Here is a 17712-nt window from a genome sequence, read left to right as displayed (position 1 = left end):
CCTCCAGGCCGGTGGACGGGACGGTCAGGACCCGGCGGTCGCGGCGTCCCTGTCCGCGGCGGGACCGGAGCCGTCGGCGGAGATCACCGGGATCTCGCTCGTCGAGAACTCCTTCGCCCAGTCGGACTGCGCGAGGTCGGAGGTCGGGTCGTTGTAGTCGTCGATCACGCCGGCGACCTCGTCCTCGGAACCGACGGTCGGGCCGGAGCCCATGAGCGGCGAGGAGGCGGTCTCCTTCGTGAAGTACACCGCAACGAGCCCGATGACGGCGGCGAGCATCAGGTAGAAGGCGGGGATGTCCTCGGCCCAGCCGTAGCCGGCGTCCTTCGCGCCGTTGATGAGCGCGGCGGTCGCGAGCGGGGTGGTGCCACCGAAGAGCGACACCGACACGTTGAACGCGATCGCCAGGGCGCCGTAGCGGATGATCGTCGGGAAGAGCGCCGGCAGCGTGGACGGCATCGTCGAGGTGAAGGTCACCAGGACCACGCCGAGGATGAGCAGGCCGGAGAAGACCCCCACGCCCGTGCCGGTCTGGACGAGCTTCAGCGCCGGCCAGGACAGCAGGATGAAGCCGATACAGCCGGCGGCCAGCACCGGACGACGACCGAAGCGGTCCGACAGCCGGCCACCGAACGTGATGACGACCATCATGAGCAGCATCACGACGACGATCAGGATGAGCCCGAAGGTGGCGTTCTGGCCGAGGTTCTGCTCGAGGTAGGTCGGCATGTACGACAGGAGCATGTAGTCGGTCACGTTGAAGACCAGGACCAGGCCGATGCAGATGACCAGCGAGCGCCAGTTCTCGGCGAAGAGCTTGAGGAACGGCGTCTTCTGCGACTCGCGCTCGGCCGCCTGCTCCTGCTGCTTCTGGAAGGCCGGGGTCTCCTCGAGCTTCAGGCGCAGGTAGAGCCCGATCAGGCCGAGCGGCCCGGCGATGATGAACGGGATGCGCCAGCCCCAGCTGAGCAGGGCGTCCTCGGACAGGCCGAACTGCAGGCCGGTGACGATCGACGCACCGAGCACGTAGCCGGCGAGCGTGCCGAACTCGAGCCACGAGCCCATGAACCCGCGGCGCTTGTCGGGCGAGTACTCGGCGATGAACGTCGCGGCGCCGCCGTACTCACCACCGGTCGAGAAGCCCTGCACGAAGCGGGCCACGAGCAGCAGGATCGGCGCCCAGAAGCCGATCGTGTCGTACGACGGGATCAGGCCGATCATCAGCGTGCCTGCGGCCATCAGGATCATCGTCAGCGCGAGGACCTTCTGCCGGCCGATCTTGTCGCCGATGGGGCCGAAGACGGCGCCACCGATCGGGCGGACGATGAACGCGGCCGCGAAGAACCCGAAGGTCGCGACGATGTTCGAGGCCGGGTCGCCCTGCGGCAGGAAGACCTGCGAGATCGTGACGGTGAGGTAGGCGAAGATGCCGAAGTCGAACCACTCCATCGCATTGCCGAGCGCGGCGGCGGCCACGGCACGCTTGAGCAGGGACTCCTCGACGACGGTGACGTCGTCCTTCGTCAGGTCACGGCGAGTGCGCTTCGCAGCGCCCTTCGACCGCACGGGCCGATCGCCGTGCTGGTGGGGTGCGGTGTTCGGTGCCACGTTCGTTCCTCCGGTGTGCTGTGCGTCCTTCGGGCGTCCGGCGGGACGGCAACGGTGCAGCACTTGCGAGCTCCGCGCTCGCCGGACAAACCCCGGAAGACTACCAGGCTCCTGCGTCTACCCGAAACGACGGCGTGCTGGGCGCCCGTGACCGCAGCGTCGACGGCCGGTAGGATTGACCGACCCGCACGCCACGTGCGGGACACTCAGGCACCTCATCACGGACTCGGTGCCGCACATACCGATCGAAAGGCGCAGCCATGACCAAGCCCATGCCCGACAAGCCCACGGTGGACGGACTCGAGCAGGTCTGGGGACCGGTCTGGGACCAGGACGGCACCTACCGCTTCGACCGCGACGCCGCCGGTCACCGCGACGCCGTGTACTCGATCGACACCCCGCCGCCGACCGCCTCCGGCTCGCTGCACATCGGCCACGTGTTCTCGTACACGCACACCGACCTCAAGGCCCGGTTCGAGCGCATGCGCGGCAAGCACGTCTTCTACCCGATGGGCTGGGACGACAACGGTCTCCCCACCGAGCGTCGCGTGCAGAACTACTACGGCGTCCGCTGCGACCCGTCGCTCCCCTACGACCCCGACTTCACCCCGCCGTTCGAGGGCGGCGACGGCAAGTCGAGCAAGGCCGCCGACCAGCTGCCGATCTCCCGCCGCAACTTCATCGAGCTGTGCGACCAGCTCACCGTGCAGGACGAGCAGCAGTTCGAGGAGCTCTTCCGCACCCTCGGGCTGTCGGTCGACTGGACGCAGTCGTACCGCACGATCGACGAGACCTCACGCGCGAGCGCGCAGCGTGCCTTCCTCCGCAACCTCGAGCGCGGCGAGGCCTACCAGGCCGACGCCCCGACGCTCTGGGACGTGACCTTCCGCACCGCCGTGGCCCAGGCCGAGCTCGAGGACAAGGAGATGCCGGGCGCCTACCACGGCATCGCGTTCCACAAGTCGGACGGCTCCGGGGACATCGTCATCCAGACGACCCGCCCCGAGCTGCTCCCCGCGTGCGTCGCCCTCGTCGCGCACCCGGACGACGAGCGCTTCCAGGACCTCTTCGGCACGACGGTCCGCTCCCCCCTGTTCGACGTCGAGGTGCCGGTGCTCGCACACCACCTCGCGCAGAAGGACAAGGGCGCGGGCATCGCCATGGTCTGCACGTTCGGTGACACCACCGACGTGGTCTGGTGGCGCGAGCTGCAGCTGCCGAACCGCGCGGTGATCGGCTTCGACGGCCGTGTCCGCTCCGAGCAGCCCGCCTGGATCGAGTCCGAGCAGGGCCAGGAGCTCTACGCCGAGCTCGCCGGCAAGACCGTCTTCTCCGCCAAGAAGGTCATCGTGGACGCCCTCACCGCGTCCGGCGACCTCGTCGGGGACATCACGACCATCAACCACCCGGTGAAGTTCTTCGAGAAGGGCGACAAGCCGCTCGAGATCGTCTCCACGCGCCAGTGGTACATCGTCAACGGCGCGCGGGACGAGGACCTCAAGGCGACGCTCCGCGCCCGCGGCGAGGAGATCGCGTTCCACCCGGACTTCATGCGCGTCCGGTACGACAACTGGGTCGGTGGCCTGTCCGGCGACTGGCTCATCTCCCGCCAGCGCTTCTTCGGCGTGCCGATCCCGGTCTGGTACCCGCTCGACGCCGACGGCAACCCGGTGTACGACCAGCCGATCGTCCCGACCGAGGCCCAGCTGCCCGTCGACCCGTCCTCCGAGCCGGCCCCCGGCTACCAGTCGGAGCAGCGCGGCGTGCCGAACGGCTTCGTCGGCGAGGTCGACGTGATGGACACCTGGGCGACGTCGTCCCTGACCCCGCAGCTCGCGGGCAAGTGGGAGACCGACCCGGCGCTCTACGACCTGGTGTACCCGTACGACGTCCGCCCGCAGGCGCAGGACATCATCCGGACGTGGCTCTTCACGACCGTGCTCCGCAGCCAGCTCGAAGCCGACGTCGTGCCGTGGAAGAACGCCTCGATCTCGGGCTTCATCGTGGACCCCGACCGCAAGAAGATGTCGAAGTCGAAGGGCAACGTCGTCACGCCGATGGCCGTGCTCGAACAGCACGGCGCCGACGCGGTCCGCTACTGGGCGGCCTCGTCCAAGCTCGGCACCGACGCGGCCTTCGACCCCCAGAACCCGAAGCAGATCAAGGTCGGCCGTCGTCTGGCGATCAAGGTGCTCAACGCCGCCAAGTTCGTCTACGGATTCGAGCTGCCCTCCGGCGCGACCCGCGTCACCGAGGCGCTCGACGTCGACATGCTCGCGGCGCTCCGCAGCACCCTCGAGCAGGCCACCACGGCCTTCGAGGGCTTCGACCACGCCCGCGCGCTCGAGGTCACGGAGCGGTTCTTCTGGACCTTCTGCGACGACTACCTCGAGCTCGTGAAGGAGCGCGCCTACGGCACCGCGCCGGACGCGACCCACGAGACGCAGGCGAGCGCGGTCCTGGCGCTGCGCTCCGCGATCGACGTGCTGCTCCGGCTGCTGGCACCGTTCCTCCCGTTCGCGACGGAGGAAGTGTGGGCCTGGACCCACGACACCAGCGTGCACCGGGCCTCCTGGCCGACCGCCGACGACCTGCCGGTCGACGCTGCGGAGACCGGGCTGCTCGCCGCCGTCGGACAGGCGCTCATCGGCATCCGTGGTGCGAAGACCGCCGCCAAGGCGTCCCAGAAGACGCCTGTGACGCGTGCCGTCGTCGCGGCTCCCGAATCGACGCGTGCGCTCGTCGAGCGTGCGGCCGTGGACCTGGCGGCCGTCGGCCGCATCCAGGACCTGTCCTTCGTGGACGGCCCGGAGCTGGCGGTCATCGAGATCGAGCTGGCCGAGCAGCCCGCGTAGGCGCGCGCCCGACGGACCAGGACCGACAGGACAGCCAGGAGGCTCGGATGCAGTTGGGAACGCGATGGAGCGTGGGTGGGCAGCCACCCGCGCGACTGGCGGAGGCGCTCGTCGTCGCCGTGCGAGGGGTCGAGGACGAGCTCGCGGCGGAGTCCGTGGACGTGTCGACGTGGGGGTGGACGCTGACGTTCCTCGAGGGCAAGCCGATCGTCACGCTCGACGACGGCACGTCGATCCACCTCGACGACGCCGGCCGGGCCCAGGTGACGAACCCGGACGACGCGGCGGAAGAGGACTGACGACGGGACCCCGGGGCGTTCGTGCCCCGGGGTCCCGTCGGTCGTGCTCGGGGTCAGGCCTTCGCGAGCCAGCCGAGCAGGACCTCGTTGACCTCGGCGGTGTGCGTGGTCAGGAGCCCGTGCGGGGCGCCCTCGATCTCGACGTACTCCGCTGCGGGCAGGGCCTTCGTGAACCGGCGACCGGTCGCGTCGATCGGCAGGACGTTGTCGGCCGTGCCGTGCACGATCAGGGCCGGGACGGTGACCTTCGGGATGTCCTGGCGGAAGTCAGTGCCCCACGTCAGCGGTGCGGCGGCGGACGCGATGGCGCCCGAACCGGCAGCGACGTTCCAGGCGTTCCGGACCTGCTCCTCGGAGATGCGGGTGCCGAGGTTCTCGGAGAGGTTGAAGAAGCCCTCGTAGAAGGCCGTGAAGTACGCGTACCGGTCCTTCTTGACGTCCGCGGAGACGCCCTCGAAGAACGACGCCGGCACGCCGCCGTCGGGGTTGTCCTCGGTGATGGTGAGGAACGGCTCGAGGGAGGCCAGGAACGCCACGCGGGCGATCCGGTCCTCGCCGTGGCGGCTGATGTAGCGGGCGATCTCGCCGGTGCCCATCGAGAAGCCGACCAGGATCACGTCGTGCAGGTCGAGGCTCTCGAGGACCGTGTGCAGGTCGTCGGCGAAGGTGTCGTAGTCGTACCCGGTGCTCGGCTGCGAGGACTGGCCGAACCCGCGACGGTCGTACGTGATGACGCGGTAGCCGGCCTCGAGGAGCGCGGGGGTCTGGCCCTCCCACGAGTTGCCGTCCAGCGGGAAGCCGTGGATGAGCACGATCGGCTGCCCCTGGCCCTTGTCCTCGTAGTGGAGCGCGATGTCGACGCTGTTCTCGGTCCCGACGGTGATGGTGCCCATGGTGGATCCTCTCCTCGTACTCCGCTGGAGAACGGTCGTTCTCCGTCGATGTGCCCTACACTAGAGAACGGCCGTTCCCAGCGCAAGGGGCAACGGGTGAACAGCCTGCGGAGGGGTAGGGACCATGGCAGCGACGACGAACACCGTCGACCCGGACGTCCGTGCGCACATCACCGCCGTGGCGGACGAGCTGTTCTACACACGGGGCATCCAGTCCGTGGGCATGGACCAGATCCGCACCGCCGCCGGCGTCTCGCTGAAGAAGCTCTACGCCGCGTTCCCCGGCAAGGAACAGCTGATCGCCGCGGTCCTCGCCGGACGGCACGACTACTGGGAGCGCGGGATCGGGCAGGCAGTCGACGCCGCCACGTCGCCCCGGGACAAGCTCCTGGCGATGTACGACTTCCTCGAGACCTGGTTCGGCGACGAGACCTTCCGCGGCTGCGGCTTCATCAACGCCTTCGGGGAACTCGGCGCGACATCGCCTGCCGTGGCCGAGATCGCCCGGGCCCACAAGGACTCCTTCCAGCGGTACGTCGAGGGGCTGGCGCTGCAGGCCGTCCCCGACCCCGAACGTGCTGAGGAGCTGGCCGCGCAGCTGGCGCTCCTGGCCGAAGGGGCGCAGACCACCGCGGCGATCGCCGGGGACACCGCGCCCGCTCGGCACGCGCGGCTCGCCGCGGCGACGCTGATCGACGTCGCGACGCGCTGAGGCGGTGGGCGTCGCCCGTCGCCCGTCGCCCGTCGCCCGTCGCCCGTCGCCCGTCGCCCGTGCACGGTCCTCCGAGTTCGCGTGGTGCGCACCCGTAGGGTGGAGCGATGACGACGCCGTTCGACGCACCGAGCACCCTCCCCTACGCCCTCCCGCCGTTCGAGGAGGTCCGGCTGGAGCACTACCGACCGGCGTTCGACGCCGGCATGGCCGAGCAGCGGGCCGAGGTGGACGCGATCGCGACGAACCCGGACGCCCCGACCCTCGAGAACACGCTCGTGGCCCTGGAGCGCAGCGGGCAGCTGCTCGCCCGGGTCTCGTACGTCTTCTTCACGCTGAGCTCGGCGGACTCCTCCCCCGAACTGCACGACCTCGAGGCCGAGGTCTCGCCGCTCCTCGCCGCACACCGTGACGCCATCACCCTCGACTCCCGCCTGTACGACCGCGTGCGGGCCGTGCTCGACGGCGCCGAGGCCGCTGGGCTCGAGGGTGAGGACCTCCGCCTGGTCCAGCGCACCGCGACGGAGATGACCCTGGCGGGGGCCGGGCTCGACGACGCCGGCAAGGAACGCCTCACCGCGATCAACCAGGAGCTCTCGACGCTCACCACCACGTTCGAGCGGAACCTGCTCGAGGACACGAACGACCTCGCCGTGCACGTCACGGACGAGGCGTCGCTGATCGGACTCGACGACGGTGCGAAGTCCGCCGCCGCCGGTGCCGCCGCCGACCGCGGACTCGACGGCTGGCTCATCTCGCTGCCGCTGTACACCGGGCACCCGTGGCTGGCGTCCCTCGCCGACCGCGACCTGCGCGAGCGGGTCATGCGGGCGTCGCTCTCGCGCGGGCGCCGGGGCAACGAGCACGACAACCGCGAGGTCCTGCTGCGCATCGTCCGGCTCCGTGCCGAACGGGCCGAGCTCCTCGGGTTCCCGAACCACGCCGCCGTCGTCACCGCCGACGAGACCGCTGGCACACCCGAGGCCGTCGACGGGCTCCTGTCGTCCCTCGTCGGGGCCGCCGCCGCGAACGCCGACGACGAGCGTGCCGTGCGCTCCCGGACCGTCGGCTTCGACGTCGAAGCCTGGGACTGGGCCTACGCGACCGAGATCCTGCGCGGGGAGCAGTTCGCCGCCGACAGCACCGCGATGCGCCCGTACCTCGAGGCCGACCGCGTGCTGCACGACGGCGTCTTCTTCGCCGCCACCGCCCTGTACGGGTTGAAGTTCGCCGAGCGGCCCGACCTGCACGGGTACAACGCCGACGTCCGTGTCTTCGAGGTCACCGACGAGGACGACGCCCCCGTCGGCCTCTACCTGCTGGACCTGTACACGCGGGACGGCAAGCGGGGTGGGGCGTGGATGAACCCCGTCGTCGAGCAGTCCGCGCTGTTCGGCACGCTGCCGGTCGTCGTGAACAACCTCAACGTCGCGAAGCCCGCTGCCGGGTCCCCGACGCTCCTCATCCAGGACGAGGTCGAGACGCTGTTCCACGAGTTCGGCCACGCCCTGCACGGGTTGATCGCGCGGACCACGTACCCTCGGTTCTCGGGCACGAACGTCGAGCGCGACTTCGTCGAGTTCCCGAGCCAGGTGAACGAGATGTGGGTGTCCTGGCCCGAGGTCCTGGCGAACTACGCCAAGCACCACGAGACCGGGGAGTCGATGCCGCCGGAGCTCGTCCTCGGGCTGAGCGACTCCGCCGGCTTCAACGAGGGCTTCTCCACCACGGAGTACCTCGCCGCCGCGCTGCTCGACCAGGCGTGGCACCGCCTCTCGGCTGCCGAGGCCGCAGCCGTCACCGACGTCGAGGCCTTCGAGCGCCAGGCCCTCGCGGACGCCGGCATCGACGTCGTCGCCGTTCCCCCGCGCTACTCGTCCACGTACTTCGCGCACACGTTCTCCGGCGGGTACGACGCCGGGTACTACGGGTACATCTGGAGCGAGGTGCTCGACGCCGACACGGTCGAGTGGTTCCGCGACCACGGCGGGCTCGACCGCGCGGCCGGTCGCCGGTTCGCCACGATGCTGCTCGGCGTGGGCGGGTCGAAGGACCCGATCGAGGCCTTCCGCGAGTTCCGCGGCCGTGACGCCGAGGTCGGGCCGCTGCTCCGACGCCGCGGCCTCGAGTAGGCCAGGCAGCCGGTCGGTCAGACCGCCTCGGTCTCCAGACCCGGGACACACGAAGGGCCCCGCACCGACTCGGTGCGGGGCCCTTCGTGTGGAGCGACTACGCGGACTTCTCGATGCGCTTGGCCCGTGCGCGCGGCACGATCGTCGGGGCGGCGTTCTCGAGCACGGAGGCCCGGGTGACGACCACGCGGGCGACGTCGTCGTCCGAGGGGACCTCGAACATGATCGGGCCGAGCACCTCTTCCATGATCGCGCGGAGGCCGCGGGCACCGGTCTGCCGGAGGACGGCGAGGTCGGCGATGGCCTCGAGCGCGCCCTGGTCGAACTCGAGCTCGACGCCGTCGATCTGGAACATGCGCTGGTACTGGCGGACCAGGGCGTTCTTCGGCTTCGTCAGGATCTCCATGAGCGCGACCTGGTCGAGCTGCGAGACCGTCGTGACGACCGGTAGACGACCGATGAACTCGGGGATGAGCCCGAACTTGTGGAGGTCCTCGGGCAGGACCTCGGAGTACAGGTCCTGGTGGTCGAGCGAGCTGTGCAGCTGCGCGCCGAATCCGATGCCCTTCTTGCCGACGCGGGAGGACACGATCTCCTCGAGCCCGGCGAAGGCCCCGGCCACGATGAACAGCACGTTCGTCGTGTCGATCTGGATGAACTCCTGGTGCGGGTGCTTCCGGCCACCCTGCGGCGGGACCGAGGCGACCGTGCCCTCGAGGATCTTGAGCAGCGCCTGCTGAACACCTTCACCGGAGACGTCTCGCGTGATCGAGGGGTTCTCAGCCTTGCGCGCGATCTTGTCGACCTCGTCGATGTAGATGATGCCCGTCTCGGCACGCTTGACGTCGTAGTCGGCGGCCTGGATGAGCTTGAGGAGGATGTTCTCGACGTCTTCCCCGACGTAGCCGGCCTCGGTCAGCGCGGTGGCGTCGGCGACAGCGAACGGCACGTTGAGGCGCTTGGCCAGGGTCTGCGCCAGGTAGGTCTTGCCGCAGCCGGTCGGGCCGATCAGCAGGATGTTCGACTTGGCGATCTCGACGTCGTCGCGGTCCTCGGCGGCGGTGATCTGCCCCTGGGCCCGGATGCGCTTGTAGTGGTTGTAGACGGCCACCGACAGCGACCGCTTGGCGGGGTCCTGCCCGATGACGTACTCCTGCAGGAAGTCGAAGATCTCCCGCGGCTTGGGGAGTTCGAACTCCCCCGTGCCGGACTCGTCGCTGGCTTCTGCCAGGCGTTCCTCGATGATCTCGTTGCACAGCTCGACGCACTCGTCGCAGATGTACACACCGGGACCAGCGATGAGCTGCTGTACCTGCTTCTGGCTCTTGCCACAGAAGGAGCACTTGAGGAGGTCGGCGCTCTCTCCGATGCGTGCCATGCTCGAGCCTTCCCCTGGTTGACGTGCAGCACTGCTCGTGAGCACGAGGTCGTCGTGGGGTCGAGCCTAACCGCATCCAGCGACACTCACGGCGACGCCGAGCGCGTTTCCGCGGGGGCGTTCGCCCAGGGCGTGCGGTCCTGCTACGGTGAAGGCGTCGTCTCTACAACTTGTAGAAGTAGTCCTCCGGAAGGAACCCCATGCAGCAGCGTCTCGCCCTCGGCGGAGCAGCGACCCTCGGCGTCGCCGCGGTCATCGTCCTCGGCACGGCGGCCTCCGCCAGCGCGCACGTCGAGGCGACGAGCACCTCGACCGCAGCGAACTCGTACACGACCGCCACGTTCTCGGTCCCGCACGGCTGCGACGGCTCGCCCACCACGAAGCTGCAGTTCCACATCCCGTCCTCGGTGATCGAGGTCACCCCCACCGTGAACCCGAACTGGGACATCACGAAGACGACCGCGAAGTACACGAGCCCGTCCGCCGCGGCCGACGACGAGTCCGCCGAGGACGCCGGCGAGCGGGTCACGAGCATCACCTACGCCGCGAAGACCCCGCTGCCCGCCGACGAGCGGGACACCTTCTCGCTGTCGTTCTCGCTCCCAGACGGCAAGCCGGGCGACGTGGTCGCGCTCCCCGTCACGCAGACCTGTGCAACGGGCTCGACCGAGTGGGACCAGGCCCAGAAGGCCGGTCAGGCCGAGCCGGAGCACCCCGCCCCCTCGATCACGCTGACCGCGGCGACCGCCTCCGGTGACGACGACGACGCCACCGCTGCGAACGCCACGGACGACGACGCCACCACGGCACCGGCCGCGTCGTCGGATTCGGCCTCGTCCTCGTCCTCGTCCTCCCAGCCCGACCTCGTCGGTCGCTTCCTCGGCCTCGGCGGCCTGGTGCTCGGTGCGGCCGGCCTGGTCGTCGCCGTCGCCGCCACCCGCCGTCGCGGCGCGAAGTGACGTCCGGCTCGCGTCCGGCAGTGCGCCGGCCCACCACGGCCAGGAGGCTCGTGGCCACGTCCGCCGCGGTCCTCGCGATCGCAGGCGGTGCCGTCCTCGGCGTCGCGGGACCGGCCGACGCGCACAACTACCTCATCGCCTCGACGCCGAAGGTGGACGGCACCCTGACCGCGCTGCCGAAGGCGTTCGAGATCACGACGAACGACAAGCTGCTCGACATCGGCGGCTCCGGGTCAGGGTTCGCGTACCGCATCGTCGGTCCTGACGAGAAGTACTACGAGGACGGCTGCGTCGACATCGACGGCCCCTCGATGACCACGACCGCAGCACTCGGCGCCTCGGGCAAGTACCAGGTGGAGTGGCAGATCGTGTCCGCCGACGGTCACACGGTGTCGGACGAGTACCCCTTCACGTGGGACGCGCCCGCCGGCTTCAGCCCTGCGACCGGCTCGAGCACGCCGCCGACCTGCGCACGGGCGGGATCGTCGTCGTCGGAGACCACCACGGGCACGGCGTCCGGCGCCTCTGACTCCCCCGCGACCGACGCCCTCTGGATCGGCGCCGGAGGCCTCGTCGTCGTCGCGGCGATCGTCGCGGTGCTGCTGCTCCTCCGTCGCCGCCCGTCCCCGTCCCCCGACGACGACCCGTCCGACACCCCGGGCGCCTGACGCCCGCCGACTGACGCCGCTGAGATCGCAGTACGTGTCGGCTCCCCCTGCCGCGACCCGACACGAACTGCGATCTCAGTGCCCGCGCCCGCGCCCGCGCCCGCGCTCGCGCCCGCGCAACCGCCTCGACTGGTCGCAACACCCCGCTCACGTCCAGCGACCGGTCGGAGACCGTCGCTGCGGAGCCTGCCGACCGACACTTCCTGACCGGTCGGCGTCGACCCGACGGGGTGTCGCGACCACTCGGCGGGCGGAAGCAGCGCGGCGGAGGCTCGCTGCGGAGCCTGCCGACCGACGCTTCCTGACCGGTCGGCGTCGACCCGACGGGGTGTCGCGACCACTCGGCGGGCGGAAGCAGCGCGGCGGAGGCAACCCGAGCCTCCCGGCCGGTGCCGGGGCCGACTGACGCCGCTGACATCGCAGTACGTGTCGGCTCCCCCTGCCGCGACCCGACATCAACTGCGATCTCAGCGCCCGACGGCCCCCTCAACCGGTCGCAACACCCCGCTCACGTCCGCCGAGCGGTCGGAAACCGTCGCTGCGGAGCCCGCCGACCGACGCTTCCTGACCGGTCGGCGTCGACCCGACGGGGTGTCGCGCCCACTCGGCGGGCGGCACCAGCGCGGCGGAGGCAACCCGAGCCTCCCGGCCGGTGCCGGGGCCGACTGACGCCGCTGAGATCGCACTTCGTGTCGGCTCCCCCTGCCACGACCCGACAGCAACTGCGATCTCAGCGCTGACGGCCGCCTCGACCGGTCGCAACACCCCGCTCACCTCCGCCGACCGGTCGGAGACCGTCGCTGCGGAGCCCGCCGACCGACACTTCCTGACCACTCGGCGGGCGGACCCAGCCCGGCGGAGGCGATCCGAGCCTCCAGGCCGGCGCCGGACATGACGACGGCCCCGCACCGATGGGTGCGGGGCCGTCGTCATCAGGACTACTTGACGAGCGCGGGGAGGTTCTTCCGGCTGGTCAGGACCTGGTCGATCAGGCCGTACTCCACGGCTTCCTGCGCGGACATGATCTTGTCGCGCTCGATGTCGTGGTTGATCTCTTCCGGCGTCTTGTTCGAGTGCTTCGACAGCGTCTCCTCGAGCCAGGTGCGCATGCGGAGGATCTCCGCGGCCTGGATCTCGATGTCGGAGGCCTGGCCGCCACCCTGCTGGACGGCAGGCTGGTGGATGAGCACACGGGCGTTCGGCAGTGCGAGGCGCTTGCCAGCGGTGCCGCCGGCGAGGAGCACCGACGCGGCCGAGGCAGCCTGTCCGAGGCAGACCGTCTGGATCTGCGGCCGGATGTACTGCATCGTGTCGTAGATCGCCGTCATCGCGGTGAACGAGCCACCGGGCGAGTTGATGTACATCACGATGTCGCGGTCCGGGTCCTGCGACTCGAGCACGAGCAGCTGGGCCATGACGTCGTCGGCGGACGCGTCGTCGACCTGCACGCCGAGGAAGATGATGCGGTCCTCGAAGAGCTTCGCGTACGGGTCCTGGCGCTTGTAGCCGTAGGCCGTGCGCTCTTCGAACGTCGGCAGGATGTACCGATCAGTGGGAGCCGGGACGTTCTGCGCGCCACCGAGCATGGGGAAATGCATTCTCGTTTCCTTTTCTTCGGTGGTGATCAGGACTGGGCGTCGGGGTCGGCGGCCGGGGTCGGCGTCTCGCCGTCGGCGACCGTGCCACCCCCACCGATGACCTCGGCGGACGATGCGCGGAGGTGGTCGACGAAGCCGTACTCCAGGGCTTCCTGCGCCGAGAACCAGTTGTCGCGGTCGTTGTCCTTGAGGACCTGCTCGATCGACTTGCCGGTCTGCTCGGCGGTCAGCTCGGCCATGCGCTGCTTCATGTCGAGGATGACCTTCGCCTGCGTCTGGATGTCCGCGGCGGTCCCGCCGAAGCCACCGGACGGCTGGTGCAGGAGCACACGGGCGTTCGGGGTGATGTAGCGCTTGCCGGGCGTGCCGGACGAGAGCAGGAACTGCCCCATCGACGCGGCGAGGCCGATGCCCACCGTGACGATGTCGTTCGGCACGAACTGCATCGTGTCGTAGATCGCCATGCCGGCGGTGATCGAACCACCGGGCGAGTTGATGTAGAGGTAGATGTCCTTCTCAGGGTCCTCGGCGGCGAGCAGCAGCAGCTTGGCTGCGATCTCGTTCGAGTTGTCGTCGCGGACCTCGGAGCCGAGCCACACGATCCGGTCTCTCAGAAGGCGGTCAAAAACACTGGGGTTCAGTGTTGCTTCGGCCATGGAAAAGCTCCCGTTCAGTTGTCGCTTGATGTCGAACTTATCGGTTGCAACGCAGCACTTCTCGCCTGTTCGCTGTCGGCAATGCGGTCGAGCCGAAACGGACAGGAGGCGCGGTGCCAGCTGGCACCGCGCCTCCTGTCGCTGACGCTGGTCGCGTCGAGCGGATGACTACTCGGCGTCGACCGAGGCCGGCTCGGCGACGCCCGCGGTGAACGCGGACAGGTCGACCGGCTCGCCGTTGGAGTCCTTCACCGCGACCTGCGCGAGGACGGTGGCGACGGCCTTGGACCGAGCGACCTCGCCGACCATGCCGGGGATCTGACCGTTCTGGTCGATGACCTTGATGAACTCGCCCGGCTCCATGCCGTACTGCGCAGCGGCCTGGATGAGGTACTGCGTGAGCTCTTCCTGCGAGACCTGGATCTGCTCCTTCTCCGCGATGGAGTCGAGCAGGATCTGCGAGCGGAAGGCGGTCTCGCTGGACTCGGCGACCTCCTTGCGGTGCTCGTCGTCCTCGAGACGGTTCTCCTGCTCGAGGTGACGGTGGACCTCGTCCTCGATGAGCTTCTCCGAGATCGGGATGTTGACGTCCTCGAGCAGCTTCTCGACGAGCAGGTCACGCGCAGCGGAGCCCTGACCGAAGGTCTTGGACTTCGCGATCTGCTCCTTCAGGTCGGCCTTGAGCTCGTCGATCGTGTCGAACTGGCTGGCGATCTGGGCGAACTCGTCGTCGGCGTCGGGGAGCTCGCGCTCCTTGACGGCGGTGACGGTCACGGCGATCTGGGCGATCTCGCCTTCGCGGTCGCCACCGACGAGCTTGGACTCGAAGGTGGTGGACTCGCCGGCGGTGAGGGACTCGAGGGCCTCGTCGATGCCCTCGAGCAGGTCGCCGGAGCCGAGCTCGTAGGAGACGCCGGTGGCCGAGTCGACCTCGTCGTCACCGATGGTGGCGGTGAGGTCGATCTGGGCGAAGTCGCCGGTGGTGGCCGGACGGTCGACCGTGACGAGGGTGCCGAAGCGCGTGCGGAGGTTCTGCAGCTCTTCGTCGATCTCGTCGTCGGAGACCTCGACCGCGTCGACGGTCAGCTCGTAGGAGGAGTAGTCGGGGAGGTCGAACTCCGGACGGACGTCCACCTCGAAGGTGAGGACGAGGTCACCGGTGAAGTCGTTGACGTTCGGGAGCTCGGCGACGTCGGCCTCGGCACGGCCGAGGATGCGCAGCTCCTGCTCTTCGACCGCCTGGCGGTAGAAGGTGTCGATCGCGTCGCCGACGGCGTGGTTCAGGACCTCGCCGCGGCCGACACGCTGGTCGACGATCGCCGGCGGGACCTTGCCCTTGCGGAAGCCGGGGATGTTGATCTGCTCGGCGATGTGCTTGTAGGCGTGGTCGAGGCTCGGCTTGAGCTCTTCCGGCGTCACGTTCACCGTGAGCTTGACGCGGGTCTCGCTCACCTTGTCGACGGTGCTGTTGGCCAAGGGGGATTCTCCTGATGGTTGGCGGTGGTGTGTCCTGGTCGGGGCGACAGGAGTTGAACCTGCGACCTCCCGCTCCCAAAGCGGGCGCTCTACCAAGCTGAGCTACGCCCCGTTTGACTGGGCCAGGGTGCTCGCGCACACCGGTAGGGCGCATGCGACGCCGATGAGTCTAGCGGGGATGTGCTCCGCCGTCCCCGGGAGCCGCGCGGCCTGTGGGAAGCTCGTCGTCCTCCACAGCCCTGAGTCCCTTGCGCCACTGCACGCCGACGACGATCTGCACGCCGAGTGCGGCGAGCGCCAACACCAGGCCGAGCACGATCCGCCACACGTGCAGGAGCGCGTGCCACGGCTGGGCCTGCGGGTCGCCGAGGACGTCCGGGCGCAGCGAGAGCACGACGGCGGCGAGCACGACGAGTGCGTAGGAGAGGACTCGGGAGCGCCGGATCGTGCGCTGGGAGGCTGCGTCCGGCGGGAGCACGACCACGCTGCCGGGAGCCGTCCGCTTCGGTGTTGGTCGTCCGCTCACGTGCCGTTCGTCCGCTACAGTGGTGGGGCTGCGCCTCGTGCGCAGGCGCGGGGATGTAGCTCAATGGTAGAGCCCCAGTCTTCCAAACTGGCTACGCGGGTTCGATTCCCGTCATCCCCTCCAGTGAAACCGGTACCTCACCAGCACTTTCCTTCTTCTCCAGCCTCCGGCGCTGGATGCGGCTCAGTCGTTCGTGCCTAACTCATGCCTGAACGACTGAATCTTGGGCCGCGTCCTCCGTAGAACCTTCTGGAGGCACCAATGGCAGGCAAGGCATCGTTCGGCACAGTCCGGACTCTCGCGTCGGGCAAGTTCCAGGCGCGCCACATGTTCGACGGCAAGCAGCGCAGCGCCGGAACGTTCGACACGGCACGGGCAGCGTGGAAGGCGCTCAGCGCTGTAGAGACGGACTTGGACCGTGGCGAGTTCGTGGACGACAGCGCGGGCAAGGTGAAGTTCGCGGAGCACGCCCGGAAGGTTCTGGAGCACCGTCGCGGAGACCTGAAGGACTCCACCGTCCGTGGCTACGAGGTTCTGCTTCGTACCTCTCTATTGCCCACCTTCGGGACCATGGCACTGGCGGAGATCACGGTGGAGACGGTGGACCAGTGGTGGAGCCGTCACAAGGACAAGCCGGTCAACCGGAGGAACGCGTACTTCACGCTGTCCATGGTCCTTCGCTACGCGGTGCGCTGGGGCCACATCAACGCGTCACCGTGCGTGGTCGAGAACGCGGGTCGCGACGTCGCCAAGCCGCGGCCGACGTTCACCGTGGAGGACTTCAAGGCCGTGCTGGCCCACGCTCCCCTGGAACTGGGGCCGGTGCCCTGGGTGGTCTTCGGCGCGCACCTCCGAGTGGGTGAGGTATGCGGGTTGAACCTCTCCGACTACTCGGACGGAGCACTCTCCGTGGTCCGGCAGTACACGGACAAGGGGGGACGCCGTGAGTTGGCTCCTACGAAGACGGGCCAGCACAAGCGGGTGACTCTCCTGACCCCGGCCCGTCGTGCGCTGGAGGCTCACCTGGAGGCCGTTGAGGGGCAGTCTTGGGACCCGATGTTCCGTGGACCTCGTGGGCACCGCATCAACTCGAACTGGGTCAGGGCGGAGTGGACCAAGGCCAGGGACGCTGCTGGCCTGCCGGACTTCCATCTTCATGACCTCCGGCACGTCTCGCTGACGTTGGTGGCACAGACCGGTGCCAGGCTTCGGCAGGTGCAGGAGCGGGGTGGCCATGCCTCCGTAACCGCGGCAATGCGGTATCAGCACGTCAGCATGGAGCAGGACGCCCGGGTCGCAGCACAGACGGACGCACTGCTGTGAGCAGGCCCATGGACTTGGCCGTAGGGCAGTCATTCGGAATCTTCACCGTGACGCGCACGGACCGACCATTTCTGCCGTCCGGAAGGCAGGGCGTCTAGGTGCGTTGCCCGAAGTGCAACCGCGAATTCTTCAACTCGGTCTCGAACCTCCGAGTCGCGAAGTCGTGCGGCGCTGACGCCTGCCGGGGCTGGAAGCAGCGAACAGAGCAGACAAAGACCCTGCCGCAAACCCTGCCCAAGCCCAACCGTAGGACCAAGAAGCCCGAGAAGGTCCCAGAGGTAGCCGCTCCAGGCCGCTGGAACACACTTGAAGCCGAGGCAAAGCAGGCCTTTCTTTCCGACCCGCGTTACGTCGAGGACATGGCAAAGGCCTGGCACGCAATGTTGGCGAACCGTAAACTACGCGCAGAACGCGAACGTCGTGTAGGCTGAATCTTGCTTCCTCAGTCAGACGTTGTAAGCGGTCACGGCCCCCTGGTCCTTCAGCCAGGGGGCCACTTCTTTGCCCTCGTGAAGCAAAGAACTTCTTCTTGACACTTAAAGAGTGCTGAGCATTCCGAGCAGTGGAGTCACTTTCGCAGCGGACGAAGGCAAGTCGAGTCATCATCGACTTATCTGACTGGCTGGACT

General features: G+C 68.9%; 14 protein-coding genes and 2 tRNA genes. 8 read left to right on the top strand and 8 right to left on the bottom strand.

Going from position 1 to position 17712, the window contains the following annotated elements:
• Window positions 1-24: 24 nt before the first annotated feature.
• Entirely contained in the window at window positions 25-1608 is a 1584-nt protein-coding gene (proP, locus tag OVA28_RS09730; protein WP_268096785.1) for a glycine betaine/L-proline transporter ProP, read from the bottom strand.
• 260 nt (window positions 1609-1868) lie between these two features.
• On the opposite strand from proP, the gene valS reads away from it, so the two are divergent.
• Together valS and OVA28_RS09720 are read left to right on the top strand one after the other, a co-directional pair.
• On the top strand, window positions 1869-4463 hold the full coding sequence (gene valS, locus OVA28_RS09725) for a valine--tRNA ligase (RefSeq protein ID WP_268096784.1): 2595 nt from the start codon (window positions 1869-1871) through the stop codon (window positions 4461-4463).
• A 47-nt stretch (window positions 4464-4510) separates the two neighbouring features.
• The gene (locus tag OVA28_RS09720) at window positions 4511-4762 is read left to right on the top strand and encodes a hypothetical protein (protein ID WP_194660721.1); all 252 of its coding nucleotides are present in this window, start codon (window positions 4511-4513) and stop codon (window positions 4760-4762) included.
• A gap of 53 nt (window positions 4763-4815) precedes the next feature.
• Here the strand turns inward: OVA28_RS09720 and OVA28_RS09715 are convergent, their stop codons facing one another.
• A complete protein-coding gene (locus tag OVA28_RS09715) occupies window positions 4816-5655 on the bottom strand; it encodes an alpha/beta fold hydrolase (RefSeq protein WP_268096782.1) in 840 nt (279 codons plus the stop codon).
• A gap of 124 nt (window positions 5656-5779) precedes the next feature.
• On the opposite strand from OVA28_RS09715, the gene OVA28_RS09710 reads away from it, so the two are divergent.
• Window positions 5780-6367: a TetR/AcrR family transcriptional regulator gene (locus OVA28_RS09710; RefSeq protein ID WP_268096781.1), complete on the top strand. Its 588-nt coding sequence runs from the start codon at window positions 5780-5782 to the stop codon at window positions 6365-6367.
• 107 nt (window positions 6368-6474) lie between these two features.
• Window positions 6475-8499: a M3 family metallopeptidase gene (locus OVA28_RS09705; protein ID WP_268096780.1), complete on the top strand. Its 2025-nt coding sequence runs from the start codon at window positions 6475-6477 to the stop codon at window positions 8497-8499.
• A gap of 97 nt (window positions 8500-8596) precedes the next feature.
• On the opposite strand, the gene clpX is transcribed toward OVA28_RS09705, so the two are convergent.
• Entirely contained in the window at window positions 8597-9877 is a 1281-nt protein-coding gene (gene clpX / locus OVA28_RS09700; protein ID WP_194660717.1) for an ATP-dependent Clp protease ATP-binding subunit ClpX, read from the bottom strand.
• 200 nt (window positions 9878-10077) lie between these two features.
• Here clpX and OVA28_RS09695 point away from each other — a divergent pair, with 200 nt between their 5' ends.
• The gene (locus OVA28_RS09695; protein ID WP_268096779.1) at window positions 10078-10836 is read left to right on the top strand and encodes a YcnI family copper-binding membrane protein; all 759 of its coding nucleotides are present in this window, start codon (window positions 10078-10080) and stop codon (window positions 10834-10836) included.
• Window positions 10837-10886: 50 nt separating this feature from the next.
• Window positions 10887-11504 (top strand): copper resistance CopC family protein, encoded by a 618-nt coding sequence (locus OVA28_RS09690; protein WP_268096778.1) that lies wholly within the window; start codon window positions 10887-10889, stop codon window positions 11502-11504.
• A gap of 938 nt (window positions 11505-12442) precedes the next feature.
• On the opposite strand, the gene OVA28_RS09685 is transcribed toward OVA28_RS09690, so the two are convergent.
• The 5 genes from OVA28_RS09685 to OVA28_RS09665 form a co-directional block, all read right to left on the bottom strand.
• The gene (locus tag OVA28_RS09685; RefSeq protein WP_268096777.1) at window positions 12443-13102 is read right to left on the bottom strand and encodes an ATP-dependent Clp protease proteolytic subunit; all 660 of its coding nucleotides are present in this window, start codon (window positions 13100-13102) and stop codon (window positions 12443-12445) included.
• A 26-nt stretch (window positions 13103-13128) separates the two neighbouring features.
• On the bottom strand, window positions 13129-13758 hold the full coding sequence (locus OVA28_RS09680) for an ATP-dependent Clp protease proteolytic subunit (protein WP_071274271.1): 630 nt from the start codon (window positions 13756-13758) through the stop codon (window positions 13129-13131).
• Between the two features lie 168 nt (window positions 13759-13926).
• A complete protein-coding gene (gene tig, locus OVA28_RS09675; RefSeq protein WP_268096776.1) occupies window positions 13927-15234 on the bottom strand; it encodes a trigger factor in 1308 nt (435 codons plus the stop codon).
• A 35-nt stretch (window positions 15235-15269) separates the two neighbouring features.
• Window positions 15270-15346, bottom strand: a tRNA-Pro gene (locus OVA28_RS09670).
• A 57-nt stretch (window positions 15347-15403) separates the two neighbouring features.
• Window positions 15404-15760, bottom strand: coding sequence for a hypothetical protein (locus OVA28_RS09665; RefSeq protein ID WP_268096775.1), 357 nt, complete (start codon window positions 15758-15760; stop codon window positions 15404-15406).
• 49 nt (window positions 15761-15809) lie between these two features.
• Here OVA28_RS09665 and OVA28_RS09660 point away from each other — a divergent pair.
• A tRNA-Gly gene (locus OVA28_RS09660) sits at window positions 15810-15883 on the top strand.
• A gap of 138 nt (window positions 15884-16021) precedes the next feature.
• Window positions 16022-17083: a tyrosine-type recombinase/integrase gene (locus OVA28_RS09655; RefSeq protein ID WP_268096774.1), complete on the top strand. Its 1062-nt coding sequence runs from the start codon at window positions 16022-16024 to the stop codon at window positions 17081-17083.
• Window positions 17084-17712 lie beyond the last annotated feature (629 nt).

The sequence above is a fragment of the Curtobacterium sp. SL109 genome (assembly GCF_026672405.1).
In the GTDB taxonomy this organism is placed as follows: Bacteria; Actinomycetota; Actinomycetes; order Actinomycetales; family Microbacteriaceae; genus Curtobacterium.
Note: the sequence above shows the minus strand (reverse complement) of the source record. Positions and strands in the feature narration are given on the sequence as shown.